Origin of the sequence: Caulobacter vibrioides, assembly GCF_002310375.3 — a bacterium.
In the GTDB taxonomy this organism is placed as follows: Bacteria; Pseudomonadota; Alphaproteobacteria; order Caulobacterales; family Caulobacteraceae; genus Caulobacter; species Caulobacter vibrioides_D.
The window spans coordinates 378,001-392,236 of sequence record NZ_CP023315.3 but is presented as its reverse complement, the minus strand read 5'-3'; the positions used below and the strand labels follow the sequence as shown (position 1 = coordinate 392,236).

14 protein-coding genes are annotated in these 14,236 nt (G+C 67.2%); 6 read left to right on the top strand and 8 right to left on the bottom strand.

The features are described 5' to 3' along the window. Nucleotide 1: 1 nt before the first annotated feature. Together phnD and phnC are read right to left on the bottom strand one after the other, a co-directional pair. Nucleotides 2-1,027, bottom strand: coding sequence for a phosphate/phosphite/phosphonate ABC transporter substrate-binding protein (gene phnD / locus CA606_RS01860; protein WP_096052649.1), 1,026 nt, complete (start codon nucleotides 1,025-1,027; stop codon nucleotides 2-4). After that, nucleotides 1,024-1,836, bottom strand: a complete 813-nt coding sequence (gene phnC / locus CA606_RS01855; protein WP_096052650.1) for a phosphonate ABC transporter ATP-binding protein — start codon at nucleotides 1,834-1,836, stop codon at nucleotides 1,024-1,026. The genes phnD and phnC overlap by 4 nt, the downstream gene beginning before the upstream one ends. Nucleotides 1,837-2,189: 353 nt before the next feature. Here phnC and CA606_RS01850 point away from each other — a divergent pair, with 353 nt between their 5' ends. The 5 genes from CA606_RS01850 to CA606_RS01830 all read left to right on the top strand — a co-directional run bounded on the left by CA606_RS01850 (nucleotide 2,190) and on the right by CA606_RS01830 (nucleotide 7,134). After that, nucleotides 2,190-3,449, top strand: coding sequence for a type III PLP-dependent enzyme (locus CA606_RS01850; protein WP_096052651.1), 1,260 nt, complete (start codon nucleotides 2,190-2,192; stop codon nucleotides 3,447-3,449). A 256-nt stretch (nucleotides 3,450-3,705) separates the two neighbouring features. Continuing rightward, complete coding sequence (locus tag CA606_RS01845; protein ID WP_096052652.1) at nucleotides 3,706-4,758, top strand: 1,9-bis(guanidino)-5-aza-nonane synthase; 1,053 nt, start codon at nucleotides 3,706-3,708, stop codon at nucleotides 4,756-4,758. A gap of 78 nt (nucleotides 4,759-4,836) precedes the next feature. Next, a complete protein-coding gene (locus CA606_RS01840; protein WP_096052653.1) occupies nucleotides 4,837-5,613 on the top strand; it encodes an acid phosphatase in 777 nt (258 codons plus the stop codon). Nucleotides 5,614-5,649: 36 nt separating this feature from the next. Continuing rightward, nucleotides 5,650-6,135 (top strand): Fur family transcriptional regulator, encoded by a 486-nt coding sequence (locus tag CA606_RS01835; RefSeq protein WP_096052654.1) that lies wholly within the window; start codon nucleotides 5,650-5,652, stop codon nucleotides 6,133-6,135. Between the two features lie 51 nt (nucleotides 6,136-6,186). Then, nucleotides 6,187-7,134, top strand: a complete 948-nt coding sequence (locus CA606_RS01830; RefSeq protein WP_096052655.1) for a thioesterase family protein — start codon at nucleotides 6,187-6,189, stop codon at nucleotides 7,132-7,134. Here the strand turns inward: CA606_RS01830 and CA606_RS01825 are convergent. Together CA606_RS01825 and CA606_RS01820 are read right to left on the bottom strand one after the other, a co-directional pair. Beyond that, nucleotides 7,131-8,021 (bottom strand): alpha/beta fold hydrolase, encoded by an 891-nt coding sequence (locus CA606_RS01825; RefSeq protein WP_096052656.1) that lies wholly within the window; start codon nucleotides 8,019-8,021, stop codon nucleotides 7,131-7,133. The two genes, CA606_RS01830 and CA606_RS01825, sit on opposite strands and share 4 nt — an antisense overlap. Nucleotides 8,022-8,224: 203 nt before the next feature. Further along, nucleotides 8,225-9,022 (bottom strand): SH3 domain-containing protein, encoded by a 798-nt coding sequence (locus tag CA606_RS01820; protein WP_096052657.1) that lies wholly within the window; start codon nucleotides 9,020-9,022, stop codon nucleotides 8,225-8,227. Nucleotides 9,023-9,104: 82 nt separating this feature from the next. Between CA606_RS01820 and CA606_RS01815 the strand changes: the two genes are divergently transcribed. Next, entirely contained in the window at nucleotides 9,105-9,965 is an 861-nt protein-coding gene (locus CA606_RS01815; RefSeq protein WP_096052658.1) for a crotonase/enoyl-CoA hydratase family protein, read from the top strand. A 6-nt stretch (nucleotides 9,966-9,971) separates the two neighbouring features. On the opposite strand, the gene CA606_RS01810 is transcribed toward CA606_RS01815, so the two are convergent. From CA606_RS01810 to CA606_RS01795, 4 genes are all read right to left on the bottom strand, one after another. Beyond that, entirely contained in the window at nucleotides 9,972-10,325 is a 354-nt protein-coding gene (locus tag CA606_RS01810) for a molecular chaperone DnaJ (protein WP_181242735.1), read from the bottom strand. 118 nt (nucleotides 10,326-10,443) lie between these two features. Beyond that, nucleotides 10,444-11,868: an alpha/beta hydrolase gene (locus CA606_RS01805; RefSeq protein ID WP_096052660.1), complete on the bottom strand. Its 1,425-nt coding sequence runs from the start codon at nucleotides 11,866-11,868 to the stop codon at nucleotides 10,444-10,446. 121 nt (nucleotides 11,869-11,989) lie between these two features. Next, the gene (locus CA606_RS01800) at nucleotides 11,990-12,754 is read right to left on the bottom strand and encodes a MipA/OmpV family protein (protein ID WP_096052661.1); all 765 of its coding nucleotides are present in this window, start codon (nucleotides 12,752-12,754) and stop codon (nucleotides 11,990-11,992) included. Nucleotides 12,755-12,859: 105 nt separating this feature from the next. Then, nucleotides 12,860-14,095 (bottom strand): pentapeptide repeat-containing protein, encoded by a 1,236-nt coding sequence (locus CA606_RS01795; protein WP_096052662.1) that lies wholly within the window; start codon nucleotides 14,093-14,095, stop codon nucleotides 12,860-12,862. Between the last annotated feature and the right edge of the window lie 141 nt (nucleotides 14,096-14,236).

Below are 14,236 nucleotides of genomic sequence, written 5' to 3'. Positions count from 1 at the left end.
CTCAGTTGGTCGGCTGGGCGACGACGCCCGCCTTGCCCTCGGCGGCCATGCGCTCGGCCTTGACGCCGTCGAGGACCTTCTGGGCGGCGGCGATCTTGGCCTGGTCACCGGCCTCGCGGGCCAGACCCAACTGTTCGGTCGCTTCCATCTCACGCACCACCAGCAGGTGGGTGTCGTCGGCCGGCTTGAAGCCGCCGATCGAGAGCCGCTTCAGATAGCCACGCTGCTGCTCGGCCTCGGGCGTGTCGCCCTGGGCGTAGGTCAGGAAGAACTGACGCAGCTTCTCCTTCACGACCGGATCGATGTCCTTGCGCCAGACGATCGGGTCTTCCGGCAGGGTCGGCGACTCCCAGATCACCCGGATCTTGTCGGTGACGCCCTCGCCCCGGGCCCTCGACAGGTTGATGGCGGTCGAGTTGTTGGTCGAGGCGTCCAGCTTGCCGTTGGCCACTGCGAACAGGTTGGCCTGGTGGTTGGCGCTGATCACCGTCTTGAAGCAGGTCTCGGGCTTCTTGTTGGCCGGGATGAACACATAGGTCATCGGGGCCAGCGTGCCCGAGGTCGACTTCTTGTCGCCGATGCCAAAGTCCAGGGTCTTGTCGCACTTGAGCAGATCCTGGACGGACTGGATCTTGCTGTCGGACGGGACGATGATCACCGACTTGTAGCCGTCGGTCCCCGACGGATCGAACGTGCGGGCGAAGACCTCGCCGTTAGACCGACGCACCGCTTCCAGGCCCGACTGGTTGGAGAACCAGCCCAGATCCGTCTGCCCCGCGCCCATGGCCACGATCAGCGACGAGTAGTTGGACGAGAAGAACGGCTTCACCTTGAGGCCGGTCTGCTTCTCCATGTCCTTCAGGATCGGCGTCCAGTAGCTCTCCATGTTCTGGGCCGACTCGGTCGACAGGATCGAGAAGGTCACCTCGTTGTTGGCGGCGGGCGCGTCCGACTTGCCCGAGCAGGAAGCCAGGGCCAGGGCCGAGAGACCGGCGGCGATCACGAGAGCCGAACGGCGGCTGATCATTGGGGTGCTCCTTCCCAGAACACGTCTTCGAATTCCGGGCCGTAGATATCGATGAGTTTTTCACGCTTCAGGCCTGAAGCCGGGCCGTCATAGACCTTCTGGCCAGCCTTCAGGGCCACGACCCGGTCGCAATAGCGCAGGGCGTAGTCCACCTGGTGCAGTGTGACGACGACGGTCAGGCCGTCGCTTTGATTCAGGTCACGAAGGATCTCCATGACCTTGCGCGCCGAGACGGGATCCAGCGAGGCGACCGGCTCGTCGGCGAGGATGATCTTGGCCTTCTGAACCAGCGCTCGGGCGATGGCGCCGCGCTGCTGCTGGCCGCCCGACAGGGTGTTAGCGCGCTGGGCCGCGTATTCCGAGACACCGACGCGGTGCAGGGCCGCCATGGCCGCCTCACGCGTCTCCTTGGGCCACCAGCCCAAAAGGCCCTGCATCAGCGGGATCCGCCCCAGCGAGCCGAGGGCCACGTTGCTGAACAAGGACAGGCGGCCAACCAAGTTGAACTGCTGGGCGATGAAGCCGATGCGGACCCGGGCCTTGCGCACCTGGTCGGAAACCTTGCCACGCGCCTGAACCGGACCGCCGAACGCGGTGATCGTCCCCTCGCCCCCATTTTCCCCACGAGGCGGGTCAATGGTCTGCAATCCGTCGATCGAGCGCAGAAGCGTGGATTTGCCCGACCCGGAAGGGCCGATGAGCGCGATCATCTCGCCCCGATTTACATCGAGCGAGACGGCGTCCAGCGCGCGGCGAGACCCGAAGGTCTTCGAGGCGGCGCGGATCGAGAGAACAGGGTCCGACGTCATGGTCGGGGCGAATCCTTAACGTGGTTTCAGAGGTTGGGAAATGCGTTCTCCGGTTTGCGGGTCGGACGCAACGCATTTGTGACGGCCAGGCGCGTTTTATGCGGCGGAGACGGGGCCTCATCTGTGACGAAAAGCCCCTGTATTTTCAGCCTTGGAGGCCTTCGGAACGGTGAAAACGCGGGCGCGATCCCCCGATGCGGCCGCCTGGATCAATTCGTCCCGAAACGGGGCCATAAAAGGGTCTTTACATCCCGGATCATTGCCCCTATTTCGCACGGCTCCGGCGGACCCGAAGTCCTCTAAACGCTGCTAACGCCGGCCTGGGTTTAACTTCCAACAGGGGGTTACGTGAATTGCGCACGTACCATTCGCCCCTGGACCTGGTCCGTGAGCGGTCACCGGAACGTCCCGTCGCACTCGTGCGGCCTGACGCGGTTGCCGTAGCTGCGCGCTGGTTCCAGTCCGAATTTAAAGGTGACGTTTTCTACGCGGTGAAGGCCAATCCTTCGCCGTGGGTGATCCGCGAGCTGGCGCAGGCCGGCGTGCGATCCTTCGACGTCGCGTCGCTGAACGAGGTCGAGCTCGTGGCCACCGAGGCCCCGGGCTCGCGCATGGCCTTCATGCACCCGGTCAAGAGCCGGGCGGCGATCTCCGCCGCCTATTTCGACCACGGTGTGAAAGCCTTCTCGTTCGACACCCACGAAGAGCTGGCCAAGATCCTGGACGCCACGGGCCAGGCCAAGGACCTCAACCTGATCGTCCGCATGGGCGTGCAGGCCGAGGGCGCGGCCTACAGCCTGTCGGGCAAGTTCGGGGTCGAGATGCATAATGCTCCGGACCTGCTGCTGGCCGCGCGCCGCGCGACCCAGGACCTGATGGGCGTCTCCTTCCACGTGGGCAGCCAGTGCATGCGCCCGACCGCCTTCCAGGCGGCGATGGCCCAGGCCTCGCGGGCTCTGGTTCGTGCGGGCGTGCTGGCCGATGTCGTCGACGTCGGCGGCGGCTTCCCGTCGATCTATCCGGGCATGGTCCCGCCGGATCTCTCAGAGTATCTGGCGGCCATCGACCGCGGCTTCGCCGAGATGATGGTCCACGAGACCACCGAGCTCTGGTGCGAGCCCGGCCGCGCCCTGGTGGCAGAGGCTTCGTCGCTGCTGGTCAAGGTCGAGCTGAAGAAGGGCGACGCGCTCTATCTGAACGACGGCTCGTACGGCTCGCTGTTCGACGCCGCGCACATGAAGTGGCCGTTCCCGGTCAAACTGTACCGCAAGAGCGGCGAAGTGGTGGAAGAAGGCCTCAAGCCCTTCCGCTTCTATGGCCCGACCTGCGACAGCGTCGACCACATGCCCGGCCCCTTCTACCTGCCGGAAAGCGTCGACGAGGGCGACTACATCGAGATCGGCATGCTCGGCGCCTATGGCGTAGCCATGAACACCCGCTTCAACGGCTTTGGCGAGACCGACACCGCCCTGGTGCAGGACGCGCCGATGGCCTCGATGTACGGCCTGGCCAAGCGTTCGATCCCGGTCGTCCGGCAGGAGACGGAAGAGCGCAAGATCGTCCGCTTCTCGCGTCCCAAGGGCGCGGCCGGCAAGCGCAAGCGCCGTCGCTGATCTGTCTTCTTTGTTGAGTATGCCGACCCCATAGATCCGATTTCCCCGGCGAATGCCGGGGCCCAGGTGAAACCCACGAGAAGCTCAGGCTGAATCTGGGTCCCGGCATTCGCCGGGAAGATCGGAATGGGGGATGCTCTTTGCCCCCGCTCAGCACTGTCGCTGGGCGCTAAATCTGTTTCCATCGGTCGGTCGCTCCGTCCCGACAGGTGGTTAGTTTCAACGACGGGCGTCCAAAGTCAGGGAAACCGAAGCGATGAACGCTCCCGTTCCGAACAACCAAAAAGCCGAACTGCTGCAGAAGGTCGTCGAGCACGTCGACATCACGTCGTACGACGCCCGCCCGATCATCGACTCGATGCGCAAGATGTCGTTCAGCTCGCGCGACACCGCCCGCGCGGCCGACATCTTCAACATGGCGCTCGCCGACAAGGGCTGCTCGACCTGGCTGATCCTGGCCGGTTCGACCTCGGCCGGCGGCTGCATGCACGTCTACCGCGACATGGTGAAGAACGGCATGATCGACGCCGTGGTCGCCACCGGCGCCAGCATCGTCGACATGGACTTCTTCGAAGCCCTGGGCTTCAAGCACTACCAGGCCGCCGGCCCGGTCGACGACAACGTCCTGCGCGACAACTACATCGACCGCATCTACGACACCTATATCGACGAAGAAGAGCTGCAGGCCTGCGACCACACGATCCTGGAGATCTGCAACAAGCTGGAGCCCCGCGGCTATTCCTCGCGCGAGTTCATCTGGGAGATGGGCAAGTGGCTGGCGGAAGGTAACGCCAAGAAGGAAGGCTCGCTGATCCAGACCTGCTACGAAGAAGGCGTGCCGATCTTCTGCCCGGCCTTCGTCGACAGCTCGGCTGGTTTCGGTCTGGTCAAGCACCAGAAGGAAAAGATCGCCGAGAAGAAGCCCTACCTGATGATCGACGCGGTCGCCGACTTCCGTGAACTGACGGACGTCAAGATCGCGGCCGGCACCACGGGCCTGTTCATGGTCGGCGGCGGCGTGCCCAAGAACTTCGCCCAGGACACCGTCGTCTGCGCCGAGATCCTCGGCGTCGAGGCCGACATGCACAAGTACGCCATCCAGATCACGGTCGCCGACGTGCGCGACGGCGCCTGCAGCTCGTCGACGCTGAAGGAAGCCGCCTCGTGGGGCAAGGTCTCGACCACCTACGAACAGATGGTGTTCGCCGAGGCCACCACGGTCGTCCCGCTGATCGCCAGCGACGCCTACTGGCGCAAGGCCTGGGAAGGCCGCGAGAAGCCGCGCTGGAACAAGCTGTTCGGCAAGTAAGCTTGACGGTCCGGCGGGCTTGATCGGCCGGAGTTGAAAATGCAGGGTCCTCGAACGTGATTTCGGGGACCCTTTTTCATGCGCGCTGTCTGGCTCGTCACCACCGCCGCCCTGATGCTGACCGGCTGCGCCACGCTGAGCGGCGACGCGCCCAGCCATCGCTATCTGGCCAAGGGCGTGTTCGACGCGCGCGACCACCTGCCGCCACCGCCGCCCAAGGGGTCTGAAGCCGCGCTGCGAGACCGCGAGATCTTCCGCGCCACCCGCGCGCTGAAGGATACGCCGCGCTGGTCCCTGGCCCAGGAGGACAATGTCGAGGAGAGGGTCTTAGACGGCTACGCCTGCGCGCTGGGCGTCACCCCGTCGTTCGAGCGTAACCCCAAGCTGGCCGCCACCCTGCTGCGCATGAGCCGCGATGTCCGCTCGGCCGTCGCGGGCCCGAAACTGAAGTATCGCCGACCCCGCCCCTACTTCAGCGAGGAAGGCCCGATCTGCATCAAGCGCAGCCTGGGCCTGGCGCTGTCGCCTGACTATCCCTCGGGCCACTCGACCTGGGGCTGGAGCGTGGGTCTCGTCCTGGCCGAACTGGCGCCGGACCGCCGGGAGGCGATCCTGACCCGCGCCAAGGCGTACGGTGAAAGCCGCATGATCTGCGGCGTCCACAACATGAGCTCGGTGGAAGCCGGGCGGATGAACGCGGAGAACCTGTTCACCGCGCTCAAGGGCTCCGACGCCTTCAAGGCCGACCTCGCCGCCGCCCGGGCCGAACTCGATGCGGCGCGCGCAGCGGGTCCTGCTCCGGACGCCAAGCGCTGCGAGGCCGAGGCGGCGGCGCTATCCAAACCTCTGCTGTAGCTTGCGCCAGCGCCACCCGCCCTCTACCTCTTGGGCATGGCCAACGCTCCCTCCTGCGGACACGACCACCACAACCACGGCGTCGCCGGCGCGGCCCTCGCGGCCGAGCTCGATGCGGCCGAGGCGCGCTGCGCGGCGGCGGAACAGCGCCTGACCGCGCCTCGGCGCCGAGTGCTTGAACTGTTGCTGACGGCCGGCCAGCCGGTGAAGGCCTATGACCTGATCTCGACCTTCGGCGGGGAGGGCCCTCCGGCCAAGCCGCCGACTGTCTATCGGGCGCTGGATTTCCTGGAGAAGCAGGGCTTCGCCCACCGGATCGAGAGCCTCAACGCCTATGTCGCCTGCCGCAAGGAGGCCGACGGCCACGCCGCGGCCTTCCTGATCTGCGACTGCTGCGGCGCGACCCGCGAGATCGAGCCCAAGGCCAGCGCCGAGATCATCGCCGCGGGCGAAGCCGCAGGCTATGCGCTGACGGGCGTGACAATCGAGGCGCACGGCCTGTGCGCGGATTGCCGAAGCTGAGCAAAGCCCGCTAGGTTCGAACAACCGTTCACCATCGCTTGAGTCCTCACCATGACGACCGCCCAGCCGCTACCCGGCGTCGAGATTTGGCGCGGTGGGGTGAACACCTGGGACTGCGACGAGATGGGGCACATGAACGTGCGCCACTATGTGGTGCGCGCCCAGGAAGGTCTGATCGGCATGGCGGCCGAGCTTGGCCTGCCGCACGCCTTCTCGCCCCACGCCAATGCGACCCTGCTGGTCAAGGAACAGCACATCCGCTTCCTGCGCGAGGCCCACGCCGGCGCGCCGCTCTACATGCTGGGCGGTGTGATCGAGATGGGCGAGACCGAGGCGCGGATCCTGCAGTTGCTGATCCACCCGGCCTCTGGCGAACTGGCGGCCACCTTCCAGACTACGGTCGTCCACGCCACGCCGCGCGATGGGCAGCCCTTCCCCTGGCCCAGGATCGCCCGCGAACGCGCAGAGACCCTGAAAGTCGAGATTCCGGAACGCGCCCAGGCCCGCAGTATCGACCTGTCGCCGTTCACGCCCACCGCCAACCTGGCGCGCGCCGAGGCCCTGGGTCTGGCGCGGATCGGACTTGGCGGGCTGTTGCCGTCGGACTGCGACGTGTTCGGACGGATGCGCACCGAACAGTTCATCGGCCGGGTGTCGGACGGCATCGGCACGTTCATCCATCCGTTCCGCGACCTGGTGGTCGAGCACGCAGACCAGAAGCCTCAGCGGATGGGCGGCGCGGTGCTGGAGTACCGGATCGTTCATTTGGCCTGGCCCCGCGCCGGCGACCGGATCGAGATCCGCTCGGGCCTGCTGGGAACCGACGCCCGGACCATGCGCGTGGTCCACTGGATGCTGGACCCGGCCACGGGCCAGCCCTGGGGGACCTCGGAGGCGGTGGCCATCACCTTTGATCTCGACGCCCGTAAGGTGGTGCCGGTCACCAACGCGGCCCGCGCGGCTCTGGCCGCTCATGAGATCACGGGATTGGCGCTTTAAGCCGTCGCCATCTCGAACAGGGCGTCGCGCACCAGATCGGGGCGCTCCATGGGCAGGAAGTGGCTCGTGCCGTCCACGGTTTCGATCCGCACGTCGCGGCCCCGCCGCGCGAAGCCGTCGCCGGCCCGGCAGGTCGAGTGCTTCTGGGCCTTGAGGATTCTCACCGGCGCGGTCACGCGCCGAACCGCGCGCCAGGGATCGTGCGCCTGGGCGGCGTAGTTCGAGGCTTCCCAGGCTGGCGCGCAAGCCAGGCGCACCTTGCCCTCGGGCGCATCGACCACACCCCCGGCGACATAGTCGGCCAGCATGGTCTCGGGCCAGGTCTTGAAGGCGCCGCGTCCCTTATAGCCGGCGAACACCGCCTCGCGATTGTCGAACACGGCCCGCCGTCTCAACGCCGCCTGGGCGATCGGCAGCTGCATGAAGCCTCGGCCGGAGGTCCATGGGGCCTTGGCATAGAGATTGGCCAGCCAGGGCATGATCACCGGGTCCAGCAGCAGCACGCCCTTGACCCGATCAGCACGCTCGGCGGCGGCCAACAGGCTGACCGTGCCGCCCATCGAGTGTCCGGCCAGCACGACGGGCGGTCCGTTCAGGACGTCCAGCAGGCCGACCAGATCGTCGCGTAAATCCCGCCACGACCGGCGGCCCTTAGGATCGGCCGGCAAGGTGGTGGCGCCGTGCCCCCGCTGGTCGATGGCCAGAATGCGCAGGCCCGCCGCCAGCGGCGACAGCAGTGTGCGGTAGGTCTGGGCGTTGAAGCCGTTGGCGTGGACGAAGACGATATCGATCGCCCGGTCCTCGGGGCCAAACTCCAGGGCGGCGATCTCACCACCCGGCACGGCCACGACGCGTCGGCGAGGTTCGCGAAAAACGGCCGCGTCCATGGCGTGGCTCCCTTCAAGTGATCAGGCGTAAGGTAGGCGTCTCCCACCGCCGCGTCCATGGAGCTTGGCATGGGCGTGACGATCGGCGCCGCGCCCGCCCCTCGAGCGGCAGGGCGAGCGAACATGAAAAAGGGGATCGCCCGCCCAAGTCAGACGAACGATCCCCTCTTCACCGCCATTGGCGGAACGCGAAGCTTTAGCCGTTAGGCCTGGGTCAGCTGCCATTCGCCGCGATTGTCGCGGCAGGCGCTGTAGCGCTGGGTCGAGGTCGCCTGACCGCCGCCCGAGACGGCGGCGTCGATGACGCGGCAGCTGGCGGCCATCTGGCCGGCGGGGCGGACCAGCGAGGCGGCCGCGTAGCCGACGCCAAAGCCGCTGCGGCCGACCAGCACCCAGCCGCCCGTCGGGGCCTGGCCGATGGCGTCGAAGGTCTCACCGGCCGAAAGCTTGCCGACCACGGCGGTCTTGGTCGACGGGCCCGCGCGCAGGTTCACCGTCGAGGCGGCCGTATAGGCGCCCGGGGTGGCGGCCAGGCTCTGCAGGCTCTGCACGCCCTGGGCATAGCGGATGGTGCGGCCATCGATCGGCGGCCCGTAGCTGGACGAGACCACATTGATGCGCCCCGAATTGCCGGTGCGGCTGTTGCTCCAGGTCTGGGCGACGCCCGTCTCCAGCGCCTTCTTGGTGGCCTGCTCGGCCAGGGCCGCGTCGGTCGACTGCATGCGGCAGCCGATATAGGCCCCCGCCGCCGCGCCGGCCGCTGCGCCGACCAGCGCGCCCAGGGTCTGTTCGTTCTTGGCCAGCTTGCTGCCCAGCAGAGCGCCGGCCGCCGCGCCGATCAGGGCGCCGCCTTCCTGCTTCTTGCCCGAGCCTTCGCAGGAAAACAGGCCGCCCAGCGGCTTGGATTGTTGGGCCAGCACGGGCGCGGGCGCGGCCGCCAGGCTGGCGCCCAGGACGGCGGCGATGGCCAGGGCGGTGGCGGGGGTCTTGCGCGTCGTCATGTCGTTTCCCTTTTCCGTAGGGTCAGTGTTGTCGCCGCCCTCCCCCCGTCCGATAGTCGCGGACAACATAAGGGAGGCCAGCATGAGCAACCAGGATCAGGCGAACTATAGCTGTTTCAAGGTCGAGATCGAGGCTGGCGTCGCGCACATCCAGCTGAAGCGTCCCGAAGCCATGAACACCATGACACGGCCGTTCTGGAATGAGCTTCCCGCGATTGTAAAAGATATTGATGACAATGCGCGGGCGCGCTGCATCGTCATCTCCTCGACCGGCAAGCATTTCAGCGCCGGCATGGACCTGTCGGTGTTCACCGACGACGAGGGCGTCACCGCCCGCCAGGACGCCGACCGCTGGGTGGCCGCCGAGAGCTTCCGCCGCTTCGTGCATCACCTGCAGGACACCTTCAGCTGCCTGGACAAGGCGCGCATGCCGGTGATCGTGGCCATCCAGGGCGGCTGCATCGGCGGGGCGGTCGACTTCATCAGCGCCTGCGACATCCGCTATGCGACCACCGACGCCTTCTTCCAGATCCAGGAGATCAACATCGGCATGACCGCCGATGTCGGCACCTTCCCGCGCCTGTGTAAGCTGATCCCCGAGGGCTGGGTGCGGGAGCTGGCCTATGCCGGCCGCCGCCTGCCCGCCCAGCGCGCGCGTGACATCGGCCTCGTCAACGAGGTGTTCGACACCCACGAGGAGGTCGTCGCCCACGCCCTGGCCACCGCCCGCGAGATCGCCGAGAAGTCGCCGCTGGCCGTGGCCGGCAGCAAGGTGATGATCAACTACGCCCGCGACCACTCGATCGCCGACGCGCTGGACTACATCGCCACCTGGCAGACGGGCATGTTCAGCGGCCCGCACATGGCCGAGGCCTTCACGGCCAAGGCCCAGAAGCGCGACGCGGTCTATCCGGACCTGCTGCCGCTGAAGAAGAAGATGTAGGGCCTATTACGATCGGCGCTTCCCCGAGGCGCCGATCTTCTTGTTCAGCGCCTGGAAGGATCGAACAAGATCGTCGCAGGCGGGCTTCGACGCTTCGCACAGCACCTGCATCTGCACATAGACCTTGCCGTCTGGCCCCGTGACGACCTCGCGTCGGACGGCGGCCGGATAGGCTGGATGCTTGGCGCCAGGAAATGACCAGAGCGTGCGAGGCTGCGGCTGGGCGATGATCGTCCAGTCACCCTGGACAGACGTCTGGACATCGGGCCGCCCCGCCAAGTCTGCGAGCGCGGCGGCCACTGAGGGATAGCCGATTGGAGAGTCGCTAACCTCCGGCAGCGGCCCGGCATTCTGAGCCACGGCGGGCGCTACCGATCCGCCCGCCAAAGCTGCCGCCAACATGATCGCCCGCATCACACGCCCCCACTCAACCCCAGGAAGCGCTCGCGATCCGCTCACGTCAAGCCGAAGACGTCTCTCAGTACATGAACGCCATCGGCGTATCCGCCGCCGGCAGGCAGCTGCGGTCCACCGGCTTGGTCGGATCCAGGAGGAAGCTGCGGATCATCTTGCGAACGCACGGGCTGCTGCGCGAGACGCCGTGCGTGGCGTTGGTGACGATCACCACCTGCGAGCCCTGATAGCCCTTGGCGGCGGCGCGGGTCAGCTCGGGCGGGCAGCCCGGATCGATCTCGGCGGCCAGGAACAGGGTCGGGATGGCGGTCTTGACCGGCGCCTGCTCGACCTTGTTGATCGGACCAAAGTCGATGGCCGCGCAGACATCGTGGATGCGCTGCATCGAGGCGACCATCAGGCGGGCGATCGGATCCTTCTGCGTCCCGTCGGCCACGGCGGCGCGGGCCTCGAACGGGATTTCCTCCTTACACAGATGGGTCATGAACTGGCCCTCGCTGTAGTAGTCGCGGCTCTCGACGAACTCGGCCACCGGCGAGACGTCGCCCTCAATGATCTTCCAGAGATCGCGCGGCAGCACGCCGGCGGTGAAGTAGCTGGCGTCCATCAGCCAGCCGCCCAAATCATCGGCCGTGTAGGTCTTGCCGTTGATGGTCTGGGGACCGGCCAGCCAGCGCTCGGCGACGACGGCCAGCTTGGCCTTGAGGTCCGGATAGCGCTTGGCGCATTCGGCTACGCGGGCGCACTTGGCCATGACGATATCGATCGAGCTGGAGACCATCGCCGGGCCGCCGACGGTCCAGTCGGCTTCGGGCGGCCAAGGCGAGTCTTGCACCACCGCGCGCACGCCCTCGGCCGCATGGGTCTGGATCGCCGCCTCGATGCGCGTGCCGTACGAACCGCCATAGAGGTCGATCAGCGGCAGCTTCAAGAGTTTGCGCAGGTCCTGGACGTCCTTGGCGACCTCGACAGCGTTGTAGCGCGACAGGTTCACGCCCTTGGCCTGGAAGGCCTTCATGCAGGCGATGATGGCCTGGGCGTCCTTGTCGCTGGGCGGACCGGCGTCGGTTAGGTTGGCGCCCGGGCAATCGAGGTTGGGATCAGACTGGCCACCGCCGCGCTGGTCGATGAAGATCCAGTCCTGATCGACCGCGACATACTCAAGCGCCGCCTTGCTCTTGAGCATCCGCGGCAAGCCGCCGACGGCCGAACCGCCGGGTCCGCCGTGCAGATAGACGACCGGCGGCTGCCCCGCCTTGGGCGCGCTGGCCTTGACGATGGCCACCGCCACCGAGATCCGGCGGCTCTTGGGATCGCCGCGCGTCTCGTCGACGATCAGGGTTCCGCAGCGCACCTGCCGCGCGGCGTCCTTGTAGTCGCCCTTGCAGGCCGACGGCTTGAACTGCGGCGCGGCGGCGTGAGCAGCGCCGCCCAAGCCCGCCAGGGCCAAGGCGCCGGCGGCGGCGATCCAGGACAAACGCGACATCAAAGACTCCCACGGTTCGGCTGCATCAACACCAAGGTTGACGCCCACCGCAAGGCTTCGTGCGAGACTAGGCTTTGGTCGCAGGCGGATTTGGGGCGTCGACGCCCCCGATCCGCGCCGCTGTCTAGAACCGATAGGCGATCGACATCACCGCCGACGGCTGGGTCGGGTCGACGACGATCGGACTGTTGCGCGCATCGCCGGTCAGCCGGCTGAGGCTGGCGGTCGCGCCCACGCTGATCTTGTCGTTCAAGCGATAGTTAGCGCTCAGCGACATGGAGACGTCCTTGACGCCGCCGCCGGGGCGATAGACCGGAAGCTTGGAGGCGACGGCCTGGGCGGCGCTGATGCCGAAATAGGCCCGGTTGTACTGGCTGTCGGCCCAGGTCGCCGAGACGCTGGGCGTCACGCTGAGACGGTCAGACACACGGATCGGATAGGCCAGGCTCGCATCCACCAGCGCGCCGTCGACATCCCCCGACACCACCTTGGTCGCGCTGACGGTCGCCAACACCTCGCCCAGCCGCATGTCAGCCGCCACCCGCAGCCCCGCGCCACCATCAAGACGCCCGACGCCCACCGGGGCGTCGCGTCGACGATAGCCCGGCACATAGGTCGCGCCCGCGCTGACCTTTACCTGCGGCCCGTCCAGCACGGTGTAACCCAGGCCCTTGCGACCGCTGGCGAAGAACCGACCGTAGGTGACGTCGATCACCGGGAAGGGCATCAGACGATAGTCGTCCGCGCCCTGATAGGCGGGGGCATAGACTGCGGCGATCCCGACCACCGCGCGATCCGGCGCCCGCGACTGAGCGGCGGCCGAGGTCGCGATCGCCAAGGCGCCCAGGGCCGAGAGGCTAAGTGCGGCCTGCGTGCGAAGAGGTGTCATGATCTGCCGGACTCCTTGATGGATAACCCGTGTATACGCGACCGCCGCCGACGCGGATGTGACGATGAAATTAAAAGTTGAGACGCGCTCCGCCGACAGACGGTTCTAAACGGCCGCGCCGACCGGCATCTCGGCCCCGCTAAGGTCGGCCCCGTCCAGACGCGCGCCGGAAAGATCGGCTTCGATGAACCGGGCCCGAGGCGCGCTGGCGCCGCGCAGGTTGGCGCCCCGCAGCGCGGCGCGGGTGAGGTCGGTGCGGATCACCCGATCCTCCGCGATCCTCAGCGGGCCCAGCTTGGCGTCCGAGAGGTCGGCCCGACACAGCTGAGCGCCCACAAGACGCGCGCCGCGCAGGTCGGCCCCGCGCAGCTTGACCCCGCGAAGATCGGCCCCGGCCAGATTGGCGCCCTGCAGTTGCGCGCCCTCCAGATCCATGCCGAAGAACACCGCGTTGGGCGCCGACAGACCGCTGAGACGGCGGTTCTTCAAGCGGCGGAGGGGACGGAAGTCGACTTCGGCGACGCGCGCGACCTTGCCCTCGCGGCCTTCCGAGGTACAGAACAGCTCGTGCGCCTCCAGCACCTCGTTCAGAGGCAGATCGTCGACATAGATGATCGGCGGTGGGGCGCGAAGGACCTCGGTCAGGTCCGCGCCCGTCAGATCGGCGCCGCTCAGGTCCGCGCCGGCCAGTACGGCTCGCCGAAGCGACACCCTGGACAGGTCCGCATTATGCAGGATGGCGCCCGAAAGATTGGCCCCGTCCATCACGGCGTTGTTCAGCCTGGCTCCTTGCAGGGTGACGTTGGAAAGGTCGGCGTCCGTGAAATCGGCCTGGCGGGCGAATGCGCAGGACATCTGGGCGCCGTTCAGGTTGGCGCCCTGCAGCATGGCGTAGTCCAACTCGCCCGGTCGTTTCGAGTGCTCCAGGATCCGAAGACCCTTCTCTTCATCCTGCACGGCGGTGACGCCCTCGCGCAGGTCGCAGTTGGAAAGGTTGGCGCCGCCGAGGTTGGCGCCGCGCAGGCACGCCCCGCGCATGTCGCACCGGGACAGGTCAGCGTCGCGAAGATCGCAATCCCGAAGGTCGGTCCCGAAGAGCGTCGCGCGACTAAGCTTTGCACCGCGCAGCGACGCGCCGTTCAGCAAGGCGCCCGTCAGGTCGGCTTCGGAGAGATCGGCGCCGTCCAGCTCGTAGTTGTTGAGATTGACGTATTGCAGCACCGCGCGCCGGCCCTTGGGCACGCCCTTCAGATAGCGGGCGTGCGCGTCCAGCAGCTCGCGCACCACCGAAGGATGCACGTTACGGATGAGGCTCGGTCGTGACGGCGCGGCGGACGGCATCGTTCGGAACGGTCGCTCAGGGAGGACAAAATGACGCGGGAACGACGCCGAACGTCCCACGACAGCCTTAAGCAACCGTTCAAAGCGCGACAGAAAGTCGCAATTGGCGATGAACGACGGGCGCGCTCACAATCGAGGCGC

Bases quoted from the DNA above. Each gene is read 5' to 3' on its own strand.
- phnD (WP_096052649.1), bottom strand. From the start codon at position 1,027: ATGATCAGCCGCCGTTCGGCTCTCGTGATCGCCGCCGGTCTCTCGGCC.
- phnC (WP_096052650.1), bottom strand. From the start codon at position 1,836: ATGACGTCGGACCCTGTTCTCTCGATCCGCGCCGCCTCGAAGACCTTC.
- CA606_RS01845 (WP_096052652.1), top strand. From the start codon at position 3,706: ATGAACGCTCCCGTTCCGAACAACCAAAAAGCCGAACTGCTGCAGAAG.
- CA606_RS01840 (WP_096052653.1), top strand. From the start codon at position 4,837: ATGCGCGCTGTCTGGCTCGTCACCACCGCCGCCCTGATGCTGACCGGC.
- CA606_RS01835 (WP_096052654.1), top strand. From the start codon at position 5,650: ATGGCCAACGCTCCCTCCTGCGGACACGACCACCACAACCACGGCGTC.
- CA606_RS01830 (WP_096052655.1), top strand. From the start codon at position 6,187: ATGACGACCGCCCAGCCGCTACCCGGCGTCGAGATTTGGCGCGGTGGG.
- CA606_RS01825 (WP_096052656.1), bottom strand. From the start codon at position 8,021: ATGGACGCGGCCGTTTTTCGCGAACCTCGCCGACGCGTCGTGGCCGTG.
- CA606_RS01820 (WP_096052657.1), bottom strand. From the start codon at position 9,022: ATGACGACGCGCAAGACCCCCGCCACCGCCCTGGCCATCGCCGCCGTC.
- CA606_RS01815 (WP_096052658.1), top strand. From the start codon at position 9,105: ATGAGCAACCAGGATCAGGCGAACTATAGCTGTTTCAAGGTCGAGATC.
- CA606_RS01800 (WP_096052661.1), bottom strand. From the start codon at position 12,754: ATGACACCTCTTCGCACGCAGGCCGCACTTAGCCTCTCGGCCCTGGGC.
- CA606_RS01795 (WP_096052662.1), bottom strand. From the start codon at position 14,095: ATGCCGTCCGCCGCGCCGTCACGACCGAGCCTCATCCGTAACGTGCAT.